23 protein-coding genes and 1 pseudogene are annotated in these 24,362 nt (G+C 72.5%); 15 read left to right on the forward strand and 9 right to left on the reverse strand.

Annotated elements, in window-relative coordinates; genetic code table 11:
• Positions 1-33 precede the first annotated feature (33 nt).
• The gene (locus ACZ5TL_RS04390; RefSeq protein ID WP_468587531.1) at positions 34-3,114 is read left to right on the forward strand and encodes an alpha-mannosidase; all 3,081 of its coding nucleotides are present in this window, start codon (positions 34-36) and stop codon (positions 3,112-3,114) included.
• Between the two features lie 188 nt (positions 3,115-3,302).
• A complete protein-coding gene (locus ACZ5TL_RS04395; RefSeq protein WP_468587533.1) occupies positions 3,303-3,836 on the forward strand; it encodes a cupin domain-containing protein in 534 nt (177 codons plus the stop codon).
• Here the strand turns inward: ACZ5TL_RS04395 and ACZ5TL_RS04400 are convergent.
• Positions 3,773-4,954 (reverse strand): ATP-grasp domain-containing protein, encoded by a 1,182-nt coding sequence (locus tag ACZ5TL_RS04400; protein ID WP_468587535.1) that lies wholly within the window; start codon positions 4,952-4,954, stop codon positions 3,773-3,775. The genes ACZ5TL_RS04395 and ACZ5TL_RS04400 overlap by 64 nt on opposite strands.
• Positions 4,955-5,212: 258 nt before the next feature.
• On the opposite strand from ACZ5TL_RS04400, the gene ACZ5TL_RS04405 reads away from it, so the two are divergent.
• A complete protein-coding gene (locus ACZ5TL_RS04405) occupies positions 5,213-6,073 on the forward strand; it encodes a metallophosphoesterase family protein (protein WP_468587537.1) in 861 nt (286 codons plus the stop codon).
• Positions 6,070-6,729 carry a 4'-phosphopantetheinyl transferase family protein gene (locus tag ACZ5TL_RS04410; RefSeq protein ID WP_468587539.1) on the forward strand — a complete coding sequence of 220 codons (660 nt, stop codon included), beginning with the start codon at positions 6,070-6,072 and terminating at the stop codon, positions 6,727-6,729. Before ACZ5TL_RS04405 ends, ACZ5TL_RS04410 begins: the two co-directional genes overlap by 4 nt.
• 212 nt (positions 6,730-6,941) lie before the next feature.
• On the opposite strand, the gene ACZ5TL_RS04415 is transcribed toward ACZ5TL_RS04410, so the two are convergent.
• From ACZ5TL_RS04415 to ACZ5TL_RS04425, 3 genes are all read right to left on the reverse strand, one after another.
• Positions 6,942-7,166, reverse strand: coding sequence for a hypothetical protein (locus ACZ5TL_RS04415; RefSeq protein WP_468587541.1), 225 nt, complete (start codon positions 7,164-7,166; stop codon positions 6,942-6,944).
• A gap of 175 nt (positions 7,167-7,341) precedes the next feature.
• Complete coding sequence (locus ACZ5TL_RS04420; protein WP_468588001.1) at positions 7,342-7,872, reverse strand: toxin-antitoxin system, toxin component; 531 nt, start codon at positions 7,870-7,872, stop codon at positions 7,342-7,344.
• Between the two features lie 32 nt (positions 7,873-7,904).
• Positions 7,905-8,564, reverse strand: coding sequence for a helix-turn-helix domain-containing protein (locus ACZ5TL_RS04425; protein ID WP_468587543.1), 660 nt, complete (start codon positions 8,562-8,564; stop codon positions 7,905-7,907).
• 238 nt (positions 8,565-8,802) lie between these two features.
• Between ACZ5TL_RS04425 and ACZ5TL_RS04430 the strand changes: the two genes are divergently transcribed.
• The 6 genes from ACZ5TL_RS04430 (at position 8,803) to ACZ5TL_RS04455 (ending at position 15,003) form a co-directional block, all read left to right on the forward strand.
• The gene (locus ACZ5TL_RS04430; protein WP_468587545.1) at positions 8,803-9,462 is read left to right on the forward strand and encodes an MmyB family transcriptional regulator; all 660 of its coding nucleotides are present in this window, start codon (positions 8,803-8,805) and stop codon (positions 9,460-9,462) included.
• A 71-nt stretch (positions 9,463-9,533) separates the two neighbouring features.
• The gene (locus tag ACZ5TL_RS04435; protein WP_468587547.1) at positions 9,534-10,688 is read left to right on the forward strand and encodes an NAD(P)/FAD-dependent oxidoreductase; all 1,155 of its coding nucleotides are present in this window, start codon (positions 9,534-9,536) and stop codon (positions 10,686-10,688) included.
• Positions 10,685-12,382, forward strand: coding sequence for an FAD-dependent oxidoreductase (locus ACZ5TL_RS04440; protein WP_468587549.1), 1,698 nt, complete (start codon positions 10,685-10,687; stop codon positions 12,380-12,382). Before ACZ5TL_RS04435 ends, ACZ5TL_RS04440 begins: the two co-directional genes overlap by 4 nt.
• Positions 12,379-13,269: a dihydrodipicolinate synthase family protein gene (locus ACZ5TL_RS04445; protein WP_468587551.1), complete on the forward strand. Its 891-nt coding sequence runs from the start codon at positions 12,379-12,381 to the stop codon at positions 13,267-13,269. The genes ACZ5TL_RS04440 and ACZ5TL_RS04445 overlap by 4 nt, the downstream gene beginning before the upstream one ends.
• Positions 13,270-13,274: 5 nt before the next feature.
• Positions 13,275-14,276, forward strand: a complete 1,002-nt coding sequence (locus ACZ5TL_RS04450; protein ID WP_468587553.1) for a proline racemase family protein — start codon at positions 13,275-13,277, stop codon at positions 14,274-14,276.
• Between the two features lie 55 nt (positions 14,277-14,331).
• Positions 14,332-15,003: a GntR family transcriptional regulator gene (locus ACZ5TL_RS04455; RefSeq protein ID WP_468587555.1), complete on the forward strand. Its 672-nt coding sequence runs from the start codon at positions 14,332-14,334 to the stop codon at positions 15,001-15,003.
• A 101-nt stretch (positions 15,004-15,104) separates the two neighbouring features.
• Here the strand turns inward: ACZ5TL_RS04455 and ACZ5TL_RS04460 are convergent, their stop codons facing one another.
• From ACZ5TL_RS04460 to ACZ5TL_RS04470, 3 genes are read right to left on the reverse strand one after another with little or no spacing between them, the layout of a single operon-like run.
• Positions 15,105-16,040 carry a PDR/VanB family oxidoreductase gene (locus tag ACZ5TL_RS04460; RefSeq protein ID WP_468587557.1) on the reverse strand — a complete coding sequence of 312 codons (936 nt, stop codon included), beginning with the start codon at positions 16,038-16,040 and terminating at the stop codon, positions 15,105-15,107.
• Complete coding sequence (locus ACZ5TL_RS04465; RefSeq protein WP_468587559.1) at positions 16,037-16,219, reverse strand: hypothetical protein; 183 nt, start codon at positions 16,217-16,219, stop codon at positions 16,037-16,039. Before ACZ5TL_RS04465 ends, ACZ5TL_RS04460 begins: the two co-directional genes overlap by 4 nt.
• Positions 16,216-17,286 carry a Rieske 2Fe-2S domain-containing protein gene (locus ACZ5TL_RS04470; RefSeq protein ID WP_468587561.1) on the reverse strand — a complete coding sequence of 357 codons (1,071 nt, stop codon included), beginning with the start codon at positions 17,284-17,286 and terminating at the stop codon, positions 16,216-16,218. Before ACZ5TL_RS04470 ends, ACZ5TL_RS04465 begins: the two co-directional genes overlap by 4 nt.
• Positions 17,287-17,571: 285 nt before the next feature.
• On the opposite strand from ACZ5TL_RS04470, the gene ACZ5TL_RS04475 reads away from it, so the two are divergent.
• The 5 genes from ACZ5TL_RS04475 to ACZ5TL_RS04495 all read left to right on the forward strand — a co-directional run bounded on the left by ACZ5TL_RS04475 (position 17,572) and on the right by ACZ5TL_RS04495 (position 21,864).
• On the forward strand, positions 17,572-18,546 hold the full coding sequence (locus ACZ5TL_RS04475; RefSeq protein ID WP_468587563.1) for an ABC transporter substrate-binding protein: 975 nt from the start codon (positions 17,572-17,574) through the stop codon (positions 18,544-18,546).
• A 98-nt stretch (positions 18,547-18,644) separates the two neighbouring features.
• Positions 18,645-19,415, forward strand: a complete 771-nt coding sequence (locus tag ACZ5TL_RS04480) for an ABC transporter permease (protein WP_468588003.1) — start codon at positions 18,645-18,647, stop codon at positions 19,413-19,415.
• A 4-nt stretch (positions 19,416-19,419) separates the two neighbouring features.
• Positions 19,420-20,211, forward strand: coding sequence for an ABC transporter permease (locus tag ACZ5TL_RS04485; RefSeq protein WP_468587565.1), 792 nt, complete (start codon positions 19,420-19,422; stop codon positions 20,209-20,211).
• A 13-nt stretch (positions 20,212-20,224) separates the two neighbouring features.
• On the forward strand, positions 20,225-21,058 hold the full coding sequence (locus ACZ5TL_RS04490; RefSeq protein WP_468587567.1) for an ABC transporter ATP-binding protein: 834 nt from the start codon (positions 20,225-20,227) through the stop codon (positions 21,056-21,058).
• Positions 21,059-21,087: 29 nt separating this feature from the next.
• Positions 21,088-21,864: an IclR family transcriptional regulator domain-containing protein gene (locus ACZ5TL_RS04495; protein ID WP_468587571.1), complete on the forward strand. Its 777-nt coding sequence runs from the start codon at positions 21,088-21,090 to the stop codon at positions 21,862-21,864.
• Between the two features lie 309 nt (positions 21,865-22,173).
• Here ACZ5TL_RS04495 and ACZ5TL_RS04500 read toward each other — a convergent pair whose 3' ends face one another.
• Together ACZ5TL_RS04500 and ACZ5TL_RS04505 are read right to left on the reverse strand one after the other, a co-directional pair.
• Positions 22,174-22,689, reverse strand: coding sequence for a hypothetical protein (locus ACZ5TL_RS04500; protein WP_468588031.1), 516 nt, complete (start codon positions 22,687-22,689; stop codon positions 22,174-22,176).
• Positions 22,690-23,706: 1,017 nt separating this feature from the next.
• Positions 23,707-24,327: pseudogene (locus tag ACZ5TL_RS04505) on the reverse strand (DUF2510 domain-containing protein); the annotation flags it as partial.
• Positions 24,328-24,362: the final 35 nt, after the last annotated feature.

The following is a 24,362-nucleotide window of genomic DNA, read 5'->3' on the forward strand; positions in this document are numbered from 1 at the left end:
TTCCCCGCTCTTCCCGCTTCCTGGAGACATGCCATGCACGACGAGAGCCGCCGCATCGAGGAGCGCGTGCAGCGCCTTCACGACCAGCGCATCAAGACCGCGATCTACGCGGCCACCGTTCCCTTCGAGGTGGAGGCCTGGCAGGCCCCGGGGGAGCCGGTCCCGTTCGAAGAGGCGGCCGCCGCCCCCTACGAGCCGTTCGCGATGGGCACCCCGTGGGGCCCGCCCTGGGGCACCACCTGGTTCCGCATGCGCGGTCAGGTGCCCGCCGAGTGGGCGGGCAGGCGCGTCGAGGCCGTCATCGACCTCGGCTTCGTCGGGGGCTGGCCCGGCAACCAGGCCGAGGCGCTGGTGCACCTCACGGACGGCACCCCGCTGAAGGCGGTGAACCCGCTCAACCAGTACGTGGCGATCGCCAACCCCGCGCGGGGCGGCGAGACGGTCGACTATCTGGTCGAGGCCGCCTCCAACCCGGACATCCTCGCGGACAAATTCTCGAGGACCACCCCGCTCGGCGACATCCTCACCGCCGGGGACAAACCCCTCTACACCTTCCGCAGCGCCGGTCTCGCCATCCTCGACGAGGAGGTCTTCCACCTCGACCTCGACGTCCAGGTGCTGCGCGAGCTGATGCCGGAGCTCGGCGAGCACGACCCGCGCCGGCACGAGATCGCGCACGCGCTCGACCGGGCGATGGACCTGCTGGACCTGGACGACGTCTCCGGCTCGGCCACGGCCGTGCGTGAAGCGCTGAAGCCGGTCCTGTCCAAGCCCGCGCACGCCAGCGCGCACACGATCTCCGGCGTCGGCCACGCCCACATCGACTCCGCCTGGCTCTGGCCGATCCGCGAGACCAAGCGCAAGACCTCCCGCACCTTCTCCAACGTCACGTCCCTGGCCGACGAGTACGACGACTTCATCTTCGCCTGCTCCCAGGCCCAGCAGTACGAGTGGGTCCGCGACCACTACCCCAAGGTCTGGGCCCGCATCCAGGAGTCGGTCAAGAACGGCCAGTGGGCACCGGTCGGCGGCATGTGGGTCGAGGCCGACGGCAACCTGCCCGGCGGCGAGGCCGTCGCCCGCCAGTTCATCCACGGCAAGCGGTTCTTCATCGAGCACTTCGGCATCGAGACCAAGGGCGTGTGGCTGCCGGACTCCTTCGGCTACAACGCGGCCTACCCGCAGCTCGCCAAGCTCGCCGGCAACGAGTGGTTCCTCACCCAGAAGATCTCCTGGAACCAGACCAACAAGTTCCCCCACCACACCTTCTGGTGGGAGGGCATCGACGGCACCCGCATCTTCACCCACTTCCCGCCGGTCGACACCTACAACGCCCGCTTCAGCGGCGTGGAGATGTCCCGCGCGGTGCGCAACTACCGGGAGAAGGGCGGCGCCTCCCGCTCCCTGGCCCCCTTCGGCTGGGGCGACGGCGGCGGCGGCCCCACCCGCGAGATCATGGAACGCGCCCGCCGGCTGGCGGACCTGGAGGGCTCCGCGAAGGTCGTCGTCGAACACCCCGACGCGTTCTTCACCAAGGCCCGTGAGGAGTACCCGGACGCGCCCGTCTGGGTGGGCGAGCTCTACCTGGAACTGCACCGCGCCACCTACACCTCCCAGGCCCGCACCAAGCAGGGCAACCGCCGCTGCGAGCACCTCCTGCGCGAGGCCGAACTGTGGGCGACCACGGCCGCGCTGAACGCGCCGGGTTACGCCTACCCGTACGAGAAGCTGGACCGGCTCTGGAAGACGGTGCTGCTGCACCAGTTCCACGACATCCTGCCCGGCTCCTCCATCGCCTGGGTGCACCGCGAGGCCGAGGCCGAGTACGCCCGCGTCGCCCGCGAGCTGCGGGCGCTGACCGCAGAGGCGGTGGCCGCGCTCGGTGCCGGCGGGACCCGCGTCTTCAACACGAGCCCGTACGACCGCGCCGAGGTGGTCCGCACCGCCGACGGCGCACCGGTGTACGTGGAGGTGCCCGCGGGCGGCTCCGCGCCGCTCACCGGCGCCGAGCCCGCGCGGCCGGTGACGGTGGACGGCCTGGTCCTCGACAACGGGCTGGTCCGCGTCGAGGTGGCCGAGGACGGCACCCTGGCCTCCGTCCGCGACCTGCGCGCCGGCCGCGAGGTCCTGGCCGAGCCGGGCAACCTGCTCCGCCTGCACACCGACCTGCCCAACTACTGGGACGCCTGGGACATCGACAAGCACTACAGGAACCGCTACACGGACCTCCTCGACGCCTCGTCCGTCACGGTCGTCGAGCAGGACCCGCTGATCGGCGCGATCCGCGTCGAGCGCGACTTCGGCAAGGGCTCGAAGATCACCCAGACGATCACCGTCCGCGCCGGCAGCCCCCGGATCGACATCGAGACGGACCTCGACTGGCGCGAGACCGAGAAGATCCTCAAGGCCGCCTTCCCGGTCGACATCCGTGCCCCGCACTCCTCCGCCGAGATCCAGTTCGGGCACATCCAGCGCCCCACCCACACCAACACCAGCTGGGAGGCGGCCCGCTTCGAGGTCTCCGGCCACCGCTGGGTGCACATCGGCGAACCCGGCTACGGCGTCGCCGTCATCAACGACTCCACCTACGGCCACGACATCTCCCGCACCGTCCGCGAGGCGAGCGAAGCGAGTTGGGGGTCCCCTCGGCCGGAGGCTGGGGGAGGCACCACGACCACCGTCCGTCTCTCCCTGGTCCGCGCCCCGCGCATCCCGGACCCCGAGGCAGACCAGGGCCGCCACCGCTTCACCTACGCGCTGCTGCCCGGCGCGCGCATCGAGGACGCCGTCGCCGAGGGCTATGCCCTCAACCTCCCGCTCCGGGTGGCCGACGCGGCCGGCGCCCCCGCACCGGTCGTCTCCGTCGAGGGCGAGGGCGTCACCGTGGAAGCGGTCAAGCTCGCCGACGACGCCTCGGGCGACGTCGTCGTACGGCTCTACGAGTCCCGCGGCGGCCGTGCCTCGGGTGTGCTGCGCACCGGGTTCCCGCTGGCCGGGGCCCAGGTCACCGACCTGCTGGAGCGCCCGCTGGAGGACGCGGAGATCACCGGCGGCGGTGTCGCCGTCGCTCTGCGCCCCTTCCAGATCCTGACGCTGCGCCTGCGAAGGGCCTGACCGGTGGCCATGCGACCGTGGTTCCAGGACGGCACCGTCCCGCACGCCACGGCGTCGGCCGTGGAACGGGAAGGGGAACCGGCGCCGTCCCGGGGGGAGGGCCGCTTCTGACGCCGCTGAATTGACCCACGATCGCGGTAGCGGAATGCCCCCTGTCGTGGGTCGCCCGGCTCCGTAGGGTCATTGCCATGACGACGACACCGAACGAGACGGGCCACACCGGCGGCTTCGCACCGGTTCTCACCCGTGCCGCCGAGGCCGCGACGACGCGGGACCCGAGCAGCGTGATGACCCTCCTCGCCGACTCCGGGGACACCGGCGGGCGGCTCACCGCCTACCGCTCGGCGTTCGCCGAGGGCACGGTCGGCGCGCCCGCCCACCTGCACACCAAGGCGTCCGAGATGTTCCATGTGATCGACGGTGCGCTCCAGGTGCTGGTGGGCGAGGAGATCACGGTGCTGGAGGCCGGCGACTTCCTCCTGGTGCCGCCGAACACCCCGCACGCCTTCGCCGCCGCGCCCGGAGCGACAGCCGACGTACTGTTCGTCTTCACGCCGGGCGCGGGACGCTTCGACTATCTCCGGCTACTGGGCCGCGTGGCACGCGGCGAGGCCGACCCGCAGGAGATCGAGGCCTCCTCGGAACGCTTCGACAACCACTACGTCGACAGCCCGGTGTGGCGCGAGGCGCTCGCGGCCAGGCCCGGGAGCGGCACCGCCTGAGCCGCCGCCCCGACGGTGCCGACCGGCTCGGCCGCCGCGGGCGCGGGTACCGCCGACAGCGGCTCCGCCGCCTCCGGCCGCTGCTGCGGCAGCGACAGCGGCCGCAGCGGACGCGGCCCCGACACCACCGTGTAGTCCTGGCCCAGGAACGGCGGGACCACCTCGCCCGGGTCCTCGCCGAGCGCCAGCTGCACGGCGGCCCAGGGGGCGTTGACGCCACACAGGGACAGCTGGTGCAGACCGCCGGCCGGTCGGGTGTTGACGTCCATGAGGACCGGCCGCTCACCGAACATCCGGAACTGGATGTTGGACAGGTAGTGCAGGCCGAATCCCTCCGCGATCCGCCGGGCGGGCTCCAGCCACTGCTCGTGCAGCGTGAAGCCCCGGCGGCGGCCGTTCTTGGTGCGGCCGACGGCCAGCCGGACCCGGTTGTCCGGACCGGTCAGGCAGTCCACCGACACCTCGGGCTGCTCCAGGCGCGGCATCACCAGCCAGTCCACCGGCTCCTCGGCCCGCCCCAGCGCCTCCAGCACCAGGTCCAGCGGCACGTACGGGCTCGGGAACCCGTTCAGGTGCATCAGCGAGAAGGGGGAGCGCGTGATCACGCGGAAGCCCACCCCGCCCGCCCCGGACGCCGGCTTGAAGCACGCCTTGTGCCCGGCGGCCTCCAACTCCTCCACGGCGGACAACAGTTCGTCACCCGACCGGACCCGCCACCACGGCGGCACCGGCACGCCGATCGCCTGGACCGCCTCGTAGGCGATCACCTTGTCGTGGAAGACGGCCACCGCCTCGGGCGGCGGCGCCAGCACCGTCGTACCGGCCGCCTCGAACTCGGCACGGTGCGCCACGATCGCCGACTGGTGCAGCCGGGGCACGAACACGTCGATGCCGCGCCGCGCGCACTGGTCCAGCGCGTACTCGACATACCCGGCGGGGGAGAGGTTCTCGGGTTCCAGCTCGGCGGTGTCGGCGGCGGCCAGGACGGGGGAGTCGGGGTCGCCGTGGGTGGCGTGGATCTCGACCGCCCGGTCGCTGGGATTTCTCCGCAGCTGATCCATGAAGAACACGTTCTCCGCGTACGTGCGGTTGAGCCAGACGCGTACGCGAGAGACCATGCAGGCCGCCTTTCACGGTTCGCGGGCAGGGCTCAGCGGCCCGTGCCCGGGCAGGATGAATGGAGGGACACCAAACCGCCCCTGTGGAAGGGAGGTTCGAAGCGGTGGTGTTGGGGCAGATCATACGGCTTCGGCGGAGCTTCTCGTGCAACGCTCGTGTGAACGAGTTCTCCGCCCGGTGCCGTCCGGCCGCCCTTGTCCCTGGCGCGTCCGTGTGATCTCTTGGGGGAGGTCTCGGGGAGCGCGAAGGGGTGAGAGGTGACGTCGACGGCCGGTGGTGCCGCACAGTTGCTGGCCATCAGCGATCTGCACATCGGTTACCCGGAGAACCGTGCCCTGGTCGAGGAGATGCGGCCCGGCACGGACGAGGACTGGCTGCTCGTCGCCGGTGACGTCGCGGAGACCGTGGCCGACATCCGCTGGGCCCTCGAAACGCTCGCGGCCCGCTTCCGCAAGGTCGTCTGGGTGCCCGGGAACCACGAGCTGTGGACCCATCCGAGCGATCCCGTCACCCTGCGCGGCGTCGCCCGGTACGAGTACCTGGTCGCACTGTGCCGGGAACTCGGCGTGACGACACCCGAGGACCCCTATCCCGTCTGGGAGGGCCCCGGCGGGCCGGTGGCCGTCGCCCCGCTGTTCCTGCTCTACGACTACTCGTTCCTGCCGGCCGGGTGCGCGACCAAGGAGCAGGGGCTCAGGTACGCGCACGGCACGGGGATCGTGTGCACCGACGAGTACCTGCTGCACCCCGACCCCTACCCGAGCCGGGAGGCCTGGTGCCGGGCCCGGGTCGCCGGGACGGAGCGCAGACTCGCCGAACTGCCCGACGGCCTGCCCGTGATCCCCGTCAACCACTACCCGCTGCACCGGCACCCCATGGACGTCCTGTGGCACCCCGAGTTCGCCATGTGGTGCGGCACGGCCCTGACCGCCGACTGGCATCACAGACTCCCCGTCCACACCATGGTCTACGGCCATCTCCACATCCCCCGCAGCACCGTCCACGAGGGCGTGCGCTTCGAGGAGGTGTCGGTGGGCTATCCGCGCGAGTGGCGCAAACGGTCCGGGCCGCCGGGGCGGCTGCGGCGCATCCTGCCGGGAGAGGGCGAGGAACGATGATCGAGGAACTGCTGCCCGGCACGGTGGTCACGGTGGAGGCGCACGGCGACGAGGACGCGGGCACCCCGCTGTACCCGGAGGAGGCGGCACTCTTGGCACGGGCGGTCGCCAAGCGGCGGCGGGAGTTCGCCGCCGTACGCTCCTGCGCGCGCCGCGCCATGGAGAAGCTCGGCGTGCCGCCCCAGCCGATCCTGCCCGGGGAGCGCGGCGCCCCGGGCTGGCCGGCGGGGCTGGCCGGCAGCATGACCCACTGCGACGGCTACTGCGCCGCCGCGCTGGTCCGCGCCGCCGACCTGGCCTCCCTCGGCATCGACGCGGAGGTCCACGGACCTCTGCCCGAGGGGGTCCTGGAGGCCGTGGCCCTGCCGACGGAGGCGGCCCGGCTGCGGCGGCTCGCCGCCGAACGCCCCGACATCCACGGGGACCGGCTGCTGTTCAGCGCCAAGGAGTCCGTCTACAAGGCCTGGTTCCCCCTCACCGGCAGGTGGCTGGACTTCATGGAGGCCGACATCGAGCTCACCGCGGACGGCACCTTCCGCGCGGCGCTGCTCGTGCCCGGCCCGCTGCTCGGCGACCGCCGCCTCGACCACTTCGAGGGCCGCTGGACCACCGCCCACGGCCTGGTCGCGACGGCGGTCGCCGTACCGCACGCCTAGGTGTATCGCCCTTTGCGCGCCCGGGTCACGGCAGTTCGGCCCGGAGCCGCGGCACAGGGACTCGGCAGGGCCGGGCGCGCGTCAGGTCCGGAATGTGGGCTCGGTTCTCGGCAGGCCCGGGCCTCGGCGGGCCGGGCCGGGCGCGCGTTTCGGCCCGGAAGCCGGGCACCCGCCCCGGCAGGCCGGGCCGGGCCTGCCGGGGCAGCCGGCGTTCAGGGGCCCGGCTCTGGACACCAGCTCTCCAGCAGGCGGAAGAACGTCTCCTCGTTGCCCGTCAGGCCGGCCCGCTCCAGGGCCTGTTCGGCCTCGGCGAGGACCGCGGGCGGGACCAGGGGCGGGCCGCCGTCGCGGTCGAAGGCGGCGCGGACGGTGTGGAGCAGCCGCAGATAGGCCTGGACGGCGGTGCGTTCGCGGTCGGTCAGAACGGCGGTGGGCATCGGTCGGCTCTCCCCGTGTCGGCGGCATCGGTCCCGCGCCCGCGAGGCGCGCACGCCCCGCACAGCGGTGGCGCACCTCCAGCTTGCCGTCCACCACTGACAATCCGGCCGCGCAGCCCTCCGGTTCGCCCGCTCGGCGGAGGCGGAACCGCTGCGTGCCGCCGGGCGGCGGCCGTCAGCCCTGCGGCCCCCGGTACCCCAGTGACGCCTCGATCCGCCCGGCCAGATGATCCCGCTGCACCGGCCCCCGCGACGACGAACCAGCGAGCCACGCCCGGCACTTGCTGGCGAGCAGTAGCCCGAAGCTCTCGGCCTCCTTCTCGTCGTCGAGGTCGAAGCGGGTGCGCGCGGCGACCTTCAGCACGGTCGCCTGGAGATCGGCGCCGTCGTTCAGCAGCCGCGCGGCGACGGACGCGCCCTCCACGTGGTGGGAGCAGTGCCCGGCGTTCATGTGCCACAGCTCGTGCCCCAGGATCACCAACTGATGATCGGGAGCGGTGCGTTCCTCGATCACCACGAGGTCCTGCTCGGCCATGTCGAGCCACAGCCCGCTGGCGGTCCCGACTGGGAAGGCGGCCGTACGGAAGTGGACGGGGCGGCCGCGGCGTCTGCTCATGGCGTCGCACAGCGCGGTGTACAACTCGTCGGGCCGTGCCGGCGCGGGGAGGGTCAGCTCCGCGACCAGTTCGCCGCACAGGCGGCGCATTTCCCTACCGATGCCCACAGTTCTCCCCACGGTCACGACTCGGGCCGCTTGACGCTCTCCAGGAGCATGTCCAGCCACTCCGCGACCTTGTCGCGGTGCTGGTCGGTGGGCAGCTGAGCGGCCCGCCAGGCGATGCCGCGCACGCCGTGGTCCTGCAGCAGCCGCTCCAGGGGGTCGTCCGCCGCCGCGGCCGCCTCCCGCTCCCGGTCGGCGAGCTTCTGCAGCAACTCCTGCTCGCTGTGCTGGAGAGCGCTCACGAGGGCCTCGGGATCCTCGGCCGTCAGGAAACCGGCGTGCACCCGGAAGAACCGCTGGAGGGCGTCGCAGTGCTCCATGGTCGGCCGCCGGTCGCCGTTGATGAGGGCCCCGGCCTGCTGCCGGGACATGCCCGCGCCGTCGGCGATCTCCTGCTGGGTGTACTTGCGGCCGTTGGGCTTGAGCCGGGTCCGGCGCAGCAGGTCCAGGCGCTGCAGGAACCGGGCCTGCACATCGGGCTCCCCCGCCGGCCGGCCGCTGAGGAGAGCCCGCACCACGGGCTCAGGGACCCCGGAGGCGACGGACAGCCGGCCGGTGTCGAAGACCTCGGCGTGCGGCACGCCGATCCGGTCGGCGAGCGCGCCGACACGGGAGACGACGGCCGGTAGCACGGCCGTCGGCGTGACGCCCGGACCCTCGACGAAGCCACCCGTCACCGACAGATCTCCTACGTCTCTCACAGGCTTCTCACAAGTGGATGCCGTGACTTACCCCGGCGTGAACTTCCCGGAGCGTAGCGGGTGCTTCGAACTCACATCCAGGTCTCGCCACAACTGTGGCCAATTTCAGCCGCCAACGGGCGCGGAATGCCACGATAGTTGACACGCCTCAGCTCCGGGCAGCAGGATCGGGGCGCCGCGTCAAGGCCGCACAGGCAAGAGGGGTGACCTCCCGATGGCATATCAGGCAGGAGGGCAGCGGCCGGCACCGCGGCCCGTCCCCGAGACTCCCGAGGCCCAGGCCTACCTGGACGACTACGCCGGGCTCCTGGAGGCGGTCTCCTTCCCCTCCCTCGTCGTCGACCACTGCTGGGACGTGGTGCTGACCAACAGCGCCTTCCGGTCACTTTTCAGTGCGGTCGGACCGCATCCGACGGCGATGCCGGGCGACAACTTCCTCCGGTTCGTGCTCTTCCACCCCGACGCGCCCACCGTGCTCGGCGAGCACGAGGCGAGCTGGTGCCTGCCGATGCTCGCGCACTTCGCGCGGACCGTGGAGAGCCTCGGCCCCGACCACGGGCTCCAGGCCATCCGCCGGGACATCGCGCAGGACCCGATCATGGAGGCCGCCTACCGGCAGGGCCTGCCGCACTGGATCCGCTCGGTCGGCGAGGGCGCCGTCGAGCAGGACGGTGCCGTACGGCCGCTGCTGCACCCGGACCCGCGCCGGGGCGCCACCGAGTGCCGGCTCGTCGCCGAGACGTCCCGGGTGCTCGACGAACTGGGCTGCACCCGGATCACCTTCGTCCTGCGCGAGGCCCGCCGCGCCCCCTCCCGGGACCGCCGCACGCGCCGTACCGCCTCCCACCTCAGGGTCGTGCCCGCGGCCGACTGACCGCGCCCGACTGCTCCGCGACCCCGGTCCGCCCCATTCCCAGGCAATGTGCTGTGTGACATAGTACTACCGTGAGCGAGCCGCTGACCTGCGATGTCGTGGTGGTCGGAGCCGGAGTGGTGGGCGCCGCCTGCGCCCTGTACGCGGCCCGGGCGGGTCTCGACGCCGTCGTGGTGGACCGGGGCCCGGTGGCCGGCGGCACGACCGGCGCGGGGGAGGGGAACCTCCTCGTCTCCGACAAGGAACCCGGACCCGAGCTCGAACTGGCCCTGCTCTCCGCCCGCCTGTGGGCCGAACTGGCCGCGGAAGGACTGGGGAAGGCGGTCGAGTACGAGGCCAAGGGCGGTGTCGTCGTCGCCGGCACCGGCAGGGCCCTGGCCGGGCTGGAGGAACTCGCCATCGCACAGCGGGCCGCCGGGGTAGAGGCGGTCCCGGTGCCGCCCGACCGGCTGCCCGACCTGGAGCCGTATCTCCGCCCGGGCCTCGCGGGCGGCGTGCACTACCCGCAGGACGCCCAGGTGATGCCCGCCCTCGCCGCCGCGCACCTGCTGCGCGCCTCGAACGCCCGGATCCTCACCGGCCAGGAGGTGACCGGGGTGCTGCGAGGGCCCGACGGCGCGGTGCGCGGCGTGCGGACCGACCGGGGCGACCTCCACGCCCCGGCCGTCGTCAACGCGGCCGGCACCTGGGGCGGCGAGGTGGCGGCCCGGGCCGGAATGTCCCTGCCGGTGCTGCCGCGGCGCGGCTTCGTCCTGGTCACCGAGCCGCTGCCGCCCCGGATCCGGCACAAGGTGTACGCCGCCGACTACGTGGCCGACGTCGCGAGCGACTCGGCGGCGCTGCAGACCTCTCCGGTGGTGGAGGGCACGCCCGCGGGGCCGGTCCTCATCGGCGCCAGCCGCGAACGGGTCGGTTTCGACCGGTCGTTGTCCCTCCCGGCCGTCCGGGCGCTGGCGGCGGGCGCGACCGGGCTCTTCCCGTTCCTGGCCGGAGTCCGGGCCCTGCGGACCTACGCCGGCTTCCGGCCGTATCTGCCGGACCATCTGCCCGCGATCGGCCCCGACCCGCGGGCGCCCGGGCTGCTGCACGCCTGCGGGCACGAGGGCGCGGGCATCGGGCTGGCCACCGGCACCGGGCAACTGATCGCCCAGGTACTGACGGAGCGGACGCCCGACCTGGACCTCGGCCCGTTCCGGCCCGACCGCTTCCCCGAGGAGGCCGTGTGAATCCGCTGGAACTGGCGGGAGCCAGGCCCGGCCCCGCCTTCACCGTCACCTTCGACGGGCGGCCGGTCGAGGCACGGCCCGGGCAGACGGTCGCCGCCGTGCTGTGGGCGGCGGGCGTCACGTCCTGGCGCACCACCCGGGGCGAGGGCCGCCCACGCGGGGTGTTCTGCGGGATCGGCGTCTGCTTCGACTGCCTGGTGAGCGTCAACGGACGGCCCGACCAACGGGCCTGCCTGGTGACGGTGCGGCCGGGGGACGTGATCGCGACGCAGGACGGGACGGGCCACACGAGGCCGGCCGGTGGGGGAGCGGGCGACGAGGGGCCGGTCGTGCGGACCGACCTCGCCGTGATCGGCGCCGGACCGGCCGGGCTGGCCGCCGCCCTGGCGGCCTCCGCGCGCGGTGCGCGGGTCACGCTCGTCGATGCCGCGACCGAGCCGGGCGGGCAGTTCTACCGGCAGCCCGCCGCCGGGCTCGGGGCCGCACGGCCCGAGGCGCTGCACCACCGGTGGCGGACCTGGGAGCGGCTGCGCGACGGGCTCGCCGCCAGTGCCGTGCGCGTCCTGACGGATCACCATGTGTGGTGTGTGGAGCGCACGTCCGGCGGCTGCACGGTGCACGCGCTGCTCGGGCCCGGACAGGAGGTGGGGGCCGAAGTGCATACCCGGGCCGTGCTCCTGGCCACCGGGGGATACGAGAAGGTGCTGCCCTTCCCCGGCTGGACCCTCCCGGGTGTCGTCACCGCCGGAGGAGCGCAGGCCATGCTCAAGGGCGGGCTCGTGGTGCCGGGGCGCCGGGCAGTCGTGGCCGGGACCGGGCCGCTGCTGCTGCCCGTGGCGACCGGACTCGCGGCAGCCGGTGTCGAGGTCGCCGCGCTGGTGGAGTCCACCGCCCCCCGGCGTCTGGCCGGCCACGCCGGGGCCCTGGCCGGCAAGCTCCCGGAGGGCGCCGGACACGCCGCCCGGCTGCTGCGCCACCGCGTGCCGGTCCTCGCCCGCCACACCGTCGTCCGTGCCCACGGCGACGACCGGCTGACCGGTGTCACGGTCGCCGCGCTCGACCCCGACGGCCGCGTCCGGCCCGGCACCGAGCGGCACCTGCCCTGCGACACCCTGGCCGTCGGCCACGGCATGCTCCCGCACACCGACCTCGCCGACGGCCTCGGCTGCCGGCTCGACGGGCTCACCGTGGCCGTCGACACCGAGCAGCGCACGAGCGTGCCCGGCGTCTGGGCGGCCGGGGAAGCCACCGGCATCGGCGGCGCCGCCCTCGCCCTCGCCGAGGGACACATCGCCGGCTCCTCCGCCGCGGCCCGCCTGCGCGGCACCGCCCCCGAGCCGGCCCCCGCCGCCCTGAAGGCCCGTACCCGGCTCAGGAGATCCGCCGCCTCCCTCGACTCCGCCTACGCCCCGCCCGCCCACTGGCCCGAGCAGGTCACCGACGACACCGTGGTCTGCCGCTGCGAGGAGGTCACCGCCGGGACCGTACGGGAGGCACGGGAGCTCGGAGCCGGCGACGAGCGCACCGTGAAGCTGCTCACCCGGGCCGGGATGGGCTGGTGCCAGGGCCGGATGTGCGCCACCGCGGTCGCGGGTCTCGCCGGCTGTGACCCCACCCCGTCCAGACGGCCGTTCGCCCGGCCCGTGCCGCTCGGCGTCCTCGCCCGGCAACACCCCCAGGAGGGACCGTCATGACCGAACACCGCCCCTGGCGCGGCGTCCTCGTCGCCACCGCGCTCCCGCTGAACGCCGACCTCTCCGTGAACTACGACCAGTACGCCGAGCACTGCGCCTGGCTCGTCGAGAACGGCTGCGACGGCGTGGTGCCCAACGGTTCCCTCGGCGAGTACCAGGTGCTCACCCCCGAGGAGCGCGCCCGGGTCGTGGAGACGGCCGTCGCCGCGATCGGCGGGCAGCGTGTCATGCCCGGCGTCGCCGCCTACGGCTCCGCCGAGTCCCGGCGCTGGGCCGAGCAGGCGGGTGAGGCGGGCTGCCGGGCGGTGATGCTGCTGCCGCCGAACGCCTACCGGGCCGACGAGCGGTCCGTCCTCGCCCACTACGCCGAGGTCGCGAAGGCGGGCCTGCCGGTCGTCGCGTACAACAACCCGATCGACACCAAGGTCGACCTGGTACCGGAACTGCTCGCCCGGCTGCACGGCGAGGGGCACATCCAGGGCGTGAAGGAGTTCTCGGGCGACGTCCGCCGGGCCTACCGGATCGCCGAACTCGCGCCCGGACTCGACCTGCTGATCGGCGCGGACGACGTCCTGCTGGAACTGGCCGTCGCGGGCGCGAAGGGGTGGGTGGCCGGCTACCCGAACGCGCTGCCCCGCGCCTCGGCCGAGCTGTACCGCGCGGCCGTCGCAGGCGACCTCGACACCGCGCTGCCCCTGTACCGGCAGCTGCATCCGCTGCTGCGGTGGGACTCGCGGGTGGAGTTCGTCCAGGCCATCAAGCTGTCCATGGACGTCGTCGGCCGTCACGGCGGACCCTGCCGCCCGCCGCGCGTGCCGCTGCTGCCCGGGCAGGAGGCCGCCGTCCGAGCCGCCACCGAGAAGGCCGTCGCGGCCGGATTGTCGTAGGGATCATGCGCAGCAGACTCGTCCTGCACGCCGTCGACTCACACACCGAGGGCATGCCGACCCGCGTGATCACCGGCGGCATCGGCACCATCCCCGGCGCCACCATGAACGAACGGCGGCTGTGGTTCCGCGAGCACCGCGACGACATCAAGCAGTTGCTGATGAACGAGCCGCGCGGCCACTCCGCCATGAGCGGCGCGATCCTCCAGCCGCCGACCCGGCCCGACTGCGACTGGGGCGTCGTCTACATCGAGGTCTCCGGCTATCTGCCGATGTGCGGGCACGGCACCATCGGCGTGGCGACCGTGCTCGTCGAGACCGGCATGGTCGAGGCGACCGAACCGGTCACCACCATCCGGCTCGACACCCCGGCGGGCCCGGTCGTCGCCGAGGTCGCGGTCGAGAACGGCGCCGCCAAGGCGGTCACCCTCCGGAACGTCCCCTCCTTCGCGGTCGCCCTCGACCGAGAGGCCACCCTCGCCGACGGCCGGACGGTCACCTACGACCTGGCCTTCGGCGGCAACTTCTACGCCATCCTGCCCCTGGAGCGGCTCGGCCTGCCCTTCGACCGGTCCCGCAAGGACGAGATCCTCGCCGCGGGCCTGTCCCTCATGGCCGCCGTCAACGCCGAGGACCCGCCCGTCCACCCGGAGGACCCGTCCATCCACGGCCTCCACCACGTCTACCTGGCCGCCCCCGGCTCGACCGCCCGGCACTCCCGGCACGCCATGGCCATCCACCCCGGCTGGTTCGACCGCTCGCCCTGCGGCACGGGCACCAGCGCCCGCATGGCGCAGCTCCACGCACGCGGTGAACTCCCCCCGCACACCGAGTTCGTGAACGAGTCCTTCATCGGCACCCGGTTCACCGGCAGACTGCTCGGCACGACCGAGGTCGCCGGCCGCCCGGCCGTGCTGCCCAGCTTCACCGGACGCGCCTGGATCACCGGCACCGCCCAGTACCTGCTCGACCCCGAGGACCCGTTCCCGGCCGGGTTCGTCCTGTGAACCGGCCCCGGTGAGCCGGACACGACCTGTGCACCAGAGAGGAACCCCGACCGACATGGCCCCGCGGCACACCCCCGCCCTGCCCGTGCTGGGCAGCAGGAAACCCAGTCACCGGGAGCGGGTCGCGGACGCGCTGCGGGCCGCCCTGATCGCCGGTGAACTGCGCCCCGGCGAGGTCTACTCGGCCCCCGGCCTCGCCGCCCGGTTCGGTGTCTCGGCCACCCCCGTGCGCGAGGCCATGCTCGACCTGGCAAAGGAAGGCCTGGTCGACACCGTGCCCAACAAGGGCTTCCGCGTCACCGCCGTCTCCGAGAGGCAACTCGACGAGTACACCCACATCCGCGCGCTGATCGAGATCCCCACGACGGCCGGCCTGGCCCGCACGGCCGAACCGGTGGCACTGGAGGCGCTCCGCCCGGTCGCCCGGGAGATCGTCACCTCCGCCGCGGCGGGCGACCTCATCGCGTACGTAGAGGCCGACCTGCGCTTCCACCTCGGCCTGCTGGCCCTCGCCGGCAACGGCCACCTCGTCGACGTCGTACGGGACCTCAGACGCCGCTCCCGGCTGTACGGGCTGACCGCGCTGGTGCAGCAGGGACGGCTGGAGGCGTCCGCCGAGGAGCACCTGGAGATCCTGGACGCGCTGCTCGCCCGGGACGAAGAGGCCGTACGGGCGGTGATGACCCGGCACCTCGGGCACGTCCGTGGCCTGTGGGCAGCCCCCTGACCGATCCCGACCTCCTGCCTCGCGAGGGGCCCCATGAGGAGCCCACTCCGAGCCGGAGTGAACGCCCCTGCTGCAACAGCATGTTGACGCCCCCTCGGGGTTCACAGATCCAGCACGAGCCGCTTCCCTCGGCAGCGGGACACGCAGATGAGCATGGTCTCGCCCGCCGCGCGCTCGTCGTCGGTCAGGACGGAGTCGCGGTGGTCCGGCTCGCCCTCCAGGACCTCGGTCTCGCACGTGCCGCAGGTGCCCTCGGTACAGGAGTACAGCACCTCGATCCCGGCGGCGCGCACGGCGTCGAGGACGGACACGTCCGGTGCGACGCTGAGCGTCCGGCCGCTGCGCGCCAGCTCCACCTCGAACCCGGTGTTCTCACCGGTCTCCCGCTTCTTCGGCTGGAACCGCTCGACGCGCAGCACCCCCGAGGGGCACCGGGCCTCGACCGCGTCCAGCAGCGGCCCGGGGCCGCAGCAGTAGACGAGGGTGCCCTCGGGTACGTCGTCCAGCACCGGCGGCAGGTCCAGCAGCCCCGTCTCGTCCTCGGGCGCGATCGTCACCCGGTCCCCGTAGCGGGCCAGTTCCCCGCAGAACGCCATGGACCGGCGGGTGCGGCCGCCGTACAGCAGGGTCCACTCGGCGCCCGCCGCCTCGGCCGCCGCCAGCATCGGCAGGATCGGGGTGATCCCGATGCCGCCCGCGACGAATCGGTACCGGGGGGCGGACTCCAGGCCGAAGTTGTTCCGGGGCCCGCGCACCCGGAGCTTGGCGCCCTCGCCGAGCTGCTCGTGCACATGGGCGGAGCCGCCCCGCCCGGCGGGCTCGCGCAGCACCGCGATCCGCCAGGCGGACCGGTCCGCCGGATCGCCGCACAGTGAGTACTGCCGCTCCAGGCCGGGTCCGAGCACGACGTCGAGGTGCGCGCCCGGCTCCCAGGGCGCAAGCGGCTCGCCCAGCGGATGACGCAGGGTCAGGGCGAGCACCCCCTCGGCCGCGAACTCCCGCTTCTCGACGACCAGTTCGGCCTCGTACACGCTCATGAGCTGTCCCCTCGCGGCTCGTCGGTCCTCACGTGCCCCTGTGGATGGGCGAGCATCCACTCCCACATCTCGACCGGGTCCTGCGCGGTGTGCTCACGGCCGCAGTGGCACGTGCCGTGCAGGACGTCGGTGCCGGGCAGCCAGTCGATGCGGTAGATCTCGCCGGTCGGAGCCGTCACTGGACCTTCTCCACGGGCTTCTCGCCCTGCTCCACCAGCCGGGCGAGGATGCGGCGGGCGGCCAGACCGCCGGTGTCGATGTTGATGCTCAGCTCCTGGTAGCCGGTCCGCTCGGTGCCGAGCGTCTTCTGGAGCAGGTTGAGCGCGGTGACGTCCTGCATCACGACCGTGTGGTTGTTGCCCCGCAGGAACTCGGTGACCTCGGCGTCGTCCGTCGCCCAGTCGCGCGAGACCGCCCAGAAGTCGTACACCTTGCCGTCGCCGGACGGGGTGATCGCGTACGTGATCTCGGTGTGGAAGCCGTTCGGGTCGCTGCCGTCCGCCTCGGGCTCCACTCCGACCGGCGCGATACGGCTGTGCAGCAGGTACAGGCAGGGGGCGTGGTACTCGATGTCCTGCCAGCGGGTGATCCGGCCCTCGATGCCGGTGGACCTCGCGTAGAACGGCGGGCACTCGGCGTCGTCCATGTGCCGGCTGACCCGGACGATCCCGGCGCCCTCGTCGACCTCCGTCGTGATCGGCGTCTCGGCGACCTCGGGGGTGCCGATGTAACCGCCGTGCAGATACGTCTCGTGGGACAGGTCGAGGAGGTTGTCGACCAGCAGGCCGTAGTCGCAGTCGATGGGCTCCATGCCGCGCACGGTGACCCAGCCCGGGGAGTCCAGGTGCCTCGCCCGGGGGATGACCTGCGGGTCGGCGAGCGCCGGGTCACCGATCCACACCCAGATCAGCGAGTCCTGCTCGATGACGGGGTAGGAGGCGACCCGGGCCGTGCGCGGCACCCGCTTCTGTCCCGGCACGTACACGCACGTGCCGGTCGTGTCGTAGGTGAAGCCGTGGTACCCGCACACGATCCGGTCCCCGTCCAGCCGCGTCGGCGCCTCCGACAGCGGGTACCGGCGGTGCACACACCGGTCGTGCAGCACGACCGGTGTGCCCTCCTCCTCGGTCCGGTAAAGCACGAGCGTCTCGCCGAGGATCGTCCGTCCGAGCAACTCCCGCCCGACCTCGTGACTGTAGGCGGCGACGTACCACTGGTTCCTGGCGAAGGCGGTGGTGTGAGGCATGGGGTTCCCGTCCCTGTCGGCGGGGCGCCGTCGCCCCGCGTGCCGTGGTTGGAATCAGGGTCGTGATGCCGGGGCCGCTTCGGCAAGGCGACTTCCGCCAGGCGGAAGGGCTCCCGAGAAGGTGCTGGTCTCCGCGCCTTCGGCTGCCGTGCTCGCCGGCGTCGGCGACTGCGCCCGGCGCGAGCTATTGACGCGATTCGGGCACGGGCATAGCCTCCGCATGCCTTGTTCGGTAAACGTACAAACGTTCGCAATGCGCACACATCGTTCTCATCAGGAGGACCCATGCAAAGACGCGTTCTTGGGCTTGCCGTAGCGGTAGTGACGGTCGCGGCCGCGGCCGGATGCGGATCGTCTTCCGGGACCGGTGGTTCATCCTCCTCGGGTGAGGGCAAGGCCACCCAGGTCAAAGTGGGGATCATCCCGATCGTCGATGTGGCGCCGCTGTATCTGGGACAGAAGAAGGGCTTCTTCAGCAGCCGCGGAATCGACCTGAAGATGGAGTCCGCCCAGGGCGGTGCCGCGATCATCCCCGGTGTGGTGAGCGGTCAGTTCCAGTTCGGGTTCAGCAACGTCACTTCGCTGATGATCGCCCAGACCAAGGGCGTGCCGATCAAGTCCGTGGTCAACGGAGCCGCCTCCACCGGTGACACCGACAAGGACATCAGCGGAGTGGGCGTCAAGAAGGACAGCCCGGTCAAGTCGGCCAAGGACCTCGTCGGCAAGACCGTGGCGGTGAACACGCTGCGGAACATCGGGGACACCACCGTCCGCGAGTCGGTACGCAAGGACGGCGGTGACCCCTCGAAGGTCAAGTTCATCGAGATGCCGTTCGATCAGATGCCGGCCGCGCTGGACGGCGGGCAGGTGGACGCCGCCTGGATGGGCGAGCCCGCGCTGACCATCGCCAGGGGGCAGGGCGCACGGGTCGTGGCGTCGCCGTTCGCGGAGACCGACCCGAAGCTCACCATCGCGACGTATTTCGCCTCCGCCAAGCTGGCGCAGGAGAACCCCGATCTGGTGAAGAAGTTCACCGAGGCGGTGTCCGAGTCGCTCGAGTACGCCTCGGAGCACCCGGACGAGGCACGTCAGATCGTCACGACGTACACCAAGATCGACGGTGAGGTGCTGAAGAGCCTGACCCTGCCGACCTGGCCGACGGAGTACGACATGGCCTCGCTGGAGAAGGTGGCCTCTCTCGGTGAGCAGGACGGCATGTTCGACGGCAAGAAGCCCGACCTGGCCGCACTGTTCTCGTGACCGGGTCAGGGAGCACTTCCGCGCTGACGAAGACCGTCGGAGCCGCCGGAGCCGATACGGCTCCCGGCGGTCCGGGCGGTGGCCGCGCCCGGCGTGTGCTGGAGGGAGCCGCCACCCCGCTGCGCGGACTGGCCGGCCTGGCCGGGCTGGTGATCCTGCTTCAGGTCCTTCCGTACAGCGGGCTGGTGTCCGCCGACTACCTTCCGCCCGCGTCGGAGATGGGCCGGGCCCTGTGGCTCCTGCTCGCCGAGGACACGTTCTGGACCGCGCTCGGTGACACGCTGACCGGCTGGGGCCTGGGGCTCGCCATCGCCGTCGTGACGGGCGTGGTGGCCGGAATCGTGATCGGCTCGGTGCCCGTGCTGCGGGCGGTGACCGCCTCCACCATCGAGTTCCTGAGGCCGATACCGTCGGTGGCCCTGATCCCGGTGGCGGTCCTGCTCTACGGCACCGACCTGAGGTCGAAGCTGCTGCTGGTGGTGTACGCCTCCTTCTGGCAGGTGCTCGTCCAGGTGCTGGCCGGAATGCAGGACGTCGACCCGGTCGCGGACGACACCGCCCGCAGCTACCGGATGGGCAGGTGGGGGCGGGTGCGGTACGTCATGTGGCCCACCGCGCTGCCGTATGTGATGACGGGTGTGCGGCTGGCCGCGACCGTGGCGCTCGTCCTCGCCATCACCGCGGAACTCGTCATCGGTTCGCCCGGGCTGGGCCATCTGATCGCCGTGGCGCAGACATCCGGCGCCGTGCCGCGGGTCTACGCCCTGGTCCTGGTCACCGGGGTGCTGGGAGTCGCGATCAACCTGGTGGCCCGGGCTGTCGAGCGGCGGGCGCTGCACTGGCATCAGTCCATTCGCAGGGAGGGATAGCCGGATGATCCCAACGACAGTCCTCACCATGGCCCGGCGGGCCGCGCTGATCCTGGGCCTGCCCGCGGTCCTGTTCGCCGTGTGGTGGTTCGCCACCGCGGACAGCACCGACTTCTACGTCCCGCCGCTGGCCACCATCCTGGAGAAGTTCGGGGAGGTGTGGACGGGGGAGCGGCTGCTGTCGGACGCCGTACCCAGTCTGCTCCGGCTGGCCACGGGCTATCTTCTCGCCGTCGTCATCGGCGTCGGCCTGGGGCTGGTGGTGGGCATGAGCCGCGTCGCGCGCGACGTGCTGGAGCCGGTCCTGGAGCTCTTCCGGGCCATCCCGCCCCCGGTGCTGGTGCCGGTGATCATGCTCTTCGCGGGCATCGGCGACACCATGAAGGTCCTCGTCATCGTCAGCGGCTGTATGTGGCCGGTCCTGCTCAACACGGTCGAGGGCGTCCGCGCCGTGGACGAGGTGCTCAGCGACACCTGCCGTTCCTACGGCATCACCGGCACCGCCCGACTCCGGCACCTGGTGCTGCGCTCGGCGAGCCCGCAGATCGTCACGGGCATGCGCCAGGCCCTCTCGATCGGGATCATCCTCATGGTCATCAGCGAGATGTTCGCCGCCAGCAACGGGCTCGGCTTCACGATCGTGCAGTTCCAGCGCTCGTTCGCCATTCCCGAGATGTGGAGCGGCGTCCTGCTGCTCGGCCTGCTCGGCTTCGCCCTGTCGCTGCTCTTCCGATTCGCCGAGAACCGGGTCCTGGCCTGGTACCAAGGCCTGCGCCGGGCTCAGCGCAACCTCTGACAAGGAGACGTCGATGCTCGACGTACGCAACCTGAAGAAGATCTACGCAGGACGCAACCGCAGCGTCGAAGCGCTGCGCAACCTGACATTCCATATCGGTGCCGGTGAACTCGTGTGCCTGGTCGGGCCGTCGGGCTGCGGCAAGACCACCCTCCTGAAGTGCATGGCCGGACTGCTCACGCCGACCAGCGGCGAAGTCCGCCTGGACGGCCGCCCGGTGAGCGGGCCGCCGCCCGGCATGGCGGTGGTCTTCCAGGAGTACGGCCGTTCCCTGTTCGCCTGGATGAACGTACGCGACAACGTCGCCCTGCCTCTGCGCCGCAAGAAGCTCGGCAAGGCGCGGACCCGGGAACTGGTGGACCACGCCCTGGAGGTGGTCGGTCTCGCCGACGCCCACCAGGCCTATCCCTGGCAGCTCTCCGGAGGCATGCAGCAGCGCGTCGCCATCGCCCGCGCGGTGGCCTTCGAGCCGAAGGTGCTGCTCATGGACGAGCCCTTCGCGGCCGTCGACGCCCAGACCCGCGCCGAACTCGAGGACCTCATCCGGCGCCTGTGGCACGAGCTGGGCGTCACCGTCCTGTTCGTCACCCACGACATCGACGAGGCGGTCTACCTCGGCCAGCGCACCCTCATCCTGTCCACCTCGCCGACCGTCGTACTGGAGGACCTCACCATCGACCTCCCCGACGAACGCGACCAGCTGCACACCCGCTCCAGCACCCGTTTCGCCGAACTGCGCGCCCACGTCTACGAGCAGATCCAGCGCGCCAAACACCACAACGGCGACACGGACACGACGGTGCCCGACCGAAGTGACGCGCTCACCTCGCACATGTCCGAGTCCTGACACCCCGTCCGACACAGGAGCCACAGCGTATGGACGACAACGAACCCGGGCGTTACTTCGTGCAGTCCCTCGAGCGAGGGCTGGCCGTCATCCGTGCGTTCAGCGCCGACAGGCCCGCGATGACCCTCTCGGAGGTGGCCAGGACCACCGGCATGAGCCGTGCCACCGCACGGCGGTTCCTGCTGACCTTCGCCGACCTGGGGTACATGGCCACGGACGGCCGCGACTTCCGCCTCACGCCCCGGGTCCTGGAACTGGGCTACGCCTACCTGTCCAGCATGTCCCTGGCGGAGATCGCCCAGCCCCACCTGGAGCAGCTGGTCGCCGAGGTCCGTGAGTCCTCGTCGGTGGCGGTCCTGGACGGCGAGGACGTGGTGTACGTCAGCCGGGTGCCCACCCGGCGGATCATGACGGTCTCCATCAGTATCGGGACCCGCTTCCCCGCCCATGCCACCTCCCTGGGCCGGGTCCTGCTCGCCCACCTCGACGAGCCCCAGCTGCGGCACTACCTGGACACCGCCTCCCTGACGCCGCTCACCCCCGGCACCATCACCTCCAGGGAGGCACTCGCCGCGGAACTGGAACAAGTGCGGGCACAGGGCTGGTGTCTGGTGGACCAGCAACTGGAACAGGGCCTCATCGCGATCGGCGTACCCATCCGGAACGAGGCGCGGCGGGTGGTGGCGGGCATCAACCTCGCCACCCACGTCAGCCGGCGCACACCGGACTCGATACGCCACGATCTGCTGCCGCCCCTCCTGGCCACCGCCGCCGACATCGAGGCCGAGCTGAAAGTCCTCGGCTAGCCGCTCCGGACGCCGACGCCGAGCTGGCGGTCCGCCACACCAACCGGGGCCCCGGTCAGGCGCCGTCAGCCGCCGCTGGTACGACCTGGCGGTCACCGCCGAGGGCGACACGGCGTTCCGCGGCGGTTCGCGGGGCACGTCGAGAACGGGCGGCCGGGTCGTGCGGCCGGGGCACCCGCGCCGGGTCGGCCCCGACCGCGCCGACCCGTGGGGACCGGGGCGGCGCGCACCCCCGGCCGGGTGGGGGTTCCCCTGTGAGCGGCGGGGGCGCCCCACCCGGCCGACGGTGTCCGGCGGCGAGGACGTGGGTCAGACGTCCTGGCCGTTGCCGTTGCCCGTCGACACCTTGATGCCCTTGGTGATGTCGTCGAGGACGGACTCCTTCTGGTCGGCGTCGACGCCGACCCGGACGACGACCATCTGCCGCGCGTTCGCGGGGGAGGGGAAAACGAGCGACTGCACGATGCCGTCGGCGCCCTTGCTCGTGACGGCCTTCCAACGGACCATGTAGCCCTTCTGCCCGGCGACAGTCACGGCCCTGGAGGCCAGCACGTCGTGGGAGGTGATCCCGCCGTAGGACTTGCCGCCGTAGGACTCCTCGGCGTTCGCCGCGATGTCCGCCTCGGCCATCTCCTCGACGGTGTCGCCCTTGGTACCGAGGGCCAGGGCCGGGACCGAGTAGGCGCCGCCCTTGGTGCAGGTCGAGGAGGTGTCGCCCGGGCACTTGTAGGAGTCCTCGGACGTCACCTGCGCGCCGGCGTTGATCTGCTGCCCGTACCAGCCCTTCGGGATCGGCAGGCTGATCCCGTTGACCGCGTCGGTCACGGAACCACTCTTGATCTTCGGAGGCTCGGACTGCTCGGGCTGCGGACTCCGCCCGCCGGAACCACCGGACCCGCCGGACCCGCCGGACCCGCCGGACCCGCCGGACCCGCCGGACCCGCCGGATCCGCCCGGTCCGCCGAACGGCCCGCCCTGGCCTCCGGGGCCGCCGCCGGGCCCCTGTGAGCCGGCGGTGCCGCCGCCGGAACCTCCGTTGTCGGTCAGCGCGTACACCCCCACGCCGATGCTGGCGAGCACCACGACGGCCGCGGCGACGGCCGCGCCTATCCGCAGCCGGCGGCCCTTACCGGGCGGAGGCGCCGCGGGGTAGGTGGGATACCCGGGGCTTGCCGCCGGGTATCCCGGGCCGGGCGGATACCCCGCGCCCGTCGGATACCCGGCGCCGGCCGGCTGTCCGGCAGCACCGGGATACCCGGCGTCGGCCGGCTGTCCGGCACCACCCGGGTATCCGGAGGGGCTCGGCTGTCCGGCACCGGCCTGATAGCCGGCGGCTCCGGGTGTACCAGCGCCGGTCGGATGCCCGGGGCCGGCCTGATGCCCGGTGGCTTCCGGCTGCCCTGCACGTTCCGCATGCCCGGAGGCGCCCAGGTGTTCGGCAGTCCCTGACTCCGCGCCGGCCGGCTGTCCGGGGCCGGCCTGATGCCCGGCGGCATCCGGCTGACCGGCACCTCCCGGCTCCGTGGCGCCGCCCGGCTGTCCGGGGTCGGCCGGGCCTCCGGGGGACCCTTGCTGTGCGGTATCGCCTGGGTCGGTGGAGGCTCCCGGAGCCTCGTCGCCGGTCGGCTGCCCGGCGGCACCCGGGTGCCCGGCAGCCCCCGACTGCTCGCGGTGAGCCGGCCGTCCACCCCCCGGCTGCTCCGCGCCGGTCGGCGCTCCGGCAGCCTCCGGCTGCCCCGCCGTCGCCGTATCCCCCGAGGGCGTCACATCCCCCGACGGAGACCCGTCAGGAACCGGAGTCGAGGGGAAGGCCCCCGTTGCCGGGGGGCTCCAAGCCGTGGGTGGTTGTGCCGGTCGGATGGTGGCCGTCCACGCCTTGCCGTCCCACCAGCGCTCCGTGGCGGGCCCGTCGCTTGTCTGTCCGGGGTCGGGGTACCACCCGGGTGGAGTCTCCTGCGTCATGCCCCCACCGTATGAGGCGTCGGTGAAAGAGGCATGAGAGGAGCCGGACCCAGTTGTTCCGCGCGTCGGCGGCACGCCGGTCAGCGTCGGCGCGACCGTCATCAGCGTCATCACCAGGACCGGTGCCGGACGCCGGGCGGCCCGGTCGCCGAGGTGGCTGAAAATCGCCGCCGACGGGCCGGAGGGAGAACGCGAGCGCGCAGGAGGTGTAGGCCCTCTCCAGAGCCTCGGCCTTGCTGCCGCCCTCCGGCTGTGAGGAACCGCGCGGCGATGATCGTCACGAGCCGGCCGTAGACGCCGAACCCGTACCACCCGGTGAGGTGGCCCACCGACGCCGCGGCCGGCGCCCGTCGCCCGCGCCCTGTGTCCCGATTTCGGTGAATGAACGTCATTTCCCTTACAGCCGCGCACAGTTGACCCGAAGGTCCCTGGTGGCGGGCCGGGGCGCGTCGTCCGGCCGCACCCGGTGTCACCCGTCACGGCAACTGGTGCCCCGAGCATCCTCCACTCGGGCAATCGGACGGCTACGCTCGACG

This window comes from Streptomyces sp. NPDC033136, from assembly GCF_055578235.1.

Coding starts and splice junctions, on each gene's coding strand:
- ACZ5TL_RS04390 (WP_468587531.1), top strand. CDS start 34: ATGCACGACGAGAGCCGCCGCATCGAGGAGCGCGTGCAGCGCCTTCAC.
- ACZ5TL_RS04395 (WP_468587533.1), top strand. CDS start 3,303: ATGACGACGACACCGAACGAGACGGGCCACACCGGCGGCTTCGCACCG.
- ACZ5TL_RS04400 (WP_468587535.1), bottom strand. CDS start 4,954: ATGGTCTCTCGCGTACGCGTCTGGCTCAACCGCACGTACGCGGAGAAC.
- ACZ5TL_RS04410 (WP_468587539.1), top strand. CDS start 6,070: ATGATCGAGGAACTGCTGCCCGGCACGGTGGTCACGGTGGAGGCGCAC.
- ACZ5TL_RS04415 (WP_468587541.1), bottom strand. CDS start 7,166: ATGCCCACCGCCGTTCTGACCGACCGCGAACGCACCGCCGTCCAGGCC.
- ACZ5TL_RS04420 (WP_468588001.1), bottom strand. CDS start 7,872: ATGCGCCGCCTGTGCGGCGAACTGGTCGCGGAGCTGACCCTCCCCGCG.
- ACZ5TL_RS04430 (WP_468587545.1), top strand. CDS start 8,803: ATGGCATATCAGGCAGGAGGGCAGCGGCCGGCACCGCGGCCCGTCCCC.
- ACZ5TL_RS04445 (WP_468587551.1), top strand. CDS start 12,379: ATGACCGAACACCGCCCCTGGCGCGGCGTCCTCGTCGCCACCGCGCTC.
- ACZ5TL_RS04450 (WP_468587553.1), top strand. CDS start 13,275: ATGCGCAGCAGACTCGTCCTGCACGCCGTCGACTCACACACCGAGGGC.
- ACZ5TL_RS04455 (WP_468587555.1), top strand. CDS start 14,332: ATGGCCCCGCGGCACACCCCCGCCCTGCCCGTGCTGGGCAGCAGGAAA.
- ACZ5TL_RS04460 (WP_468587557.1), bottom strand. CDS start 16,040: ATGAGCGTGTACGAGGCCGAACTGGTCGTCGAGAAGCGGGAGTTCGCG.
- ACZ5TL_RS04470 (WP_468587561.1), bottom strand. CDS start 17,286: ATGCCTCACACCACCGCCTTCGCCAGGAACCAGTGGTACGTCGCCGCC.
- ACZ5TL_RS04475 (WP_468587563.1), top strand. CDS start 17,572: ATGCAAAGACGCGTTCTTGGGCTTGCCGTAGCGGTAGTGACGGTCGCG.
- ACZ5TL_RS04485 (WP_468587565.1), top strand. CDS start 19,420: ATGATCCCAACGACAGTCCTCACCATGGCCCGGCGGGCCGCGCTGATC.
- ACZ5TL_RS04490 (WP_468587567.1), top strand. CDS start 20,225: ATGCTCGACGTACGCAACCTGAAGAAGATCTACGCAGGACGCAACCGC.
- ACZ5TL_RS04495 (WP_468587571.1), top strand. CDS start 21,088: ATGGACGACAACGAACCCGGGCGTTACTTCGTGCAGTCCCTCGAGCGA.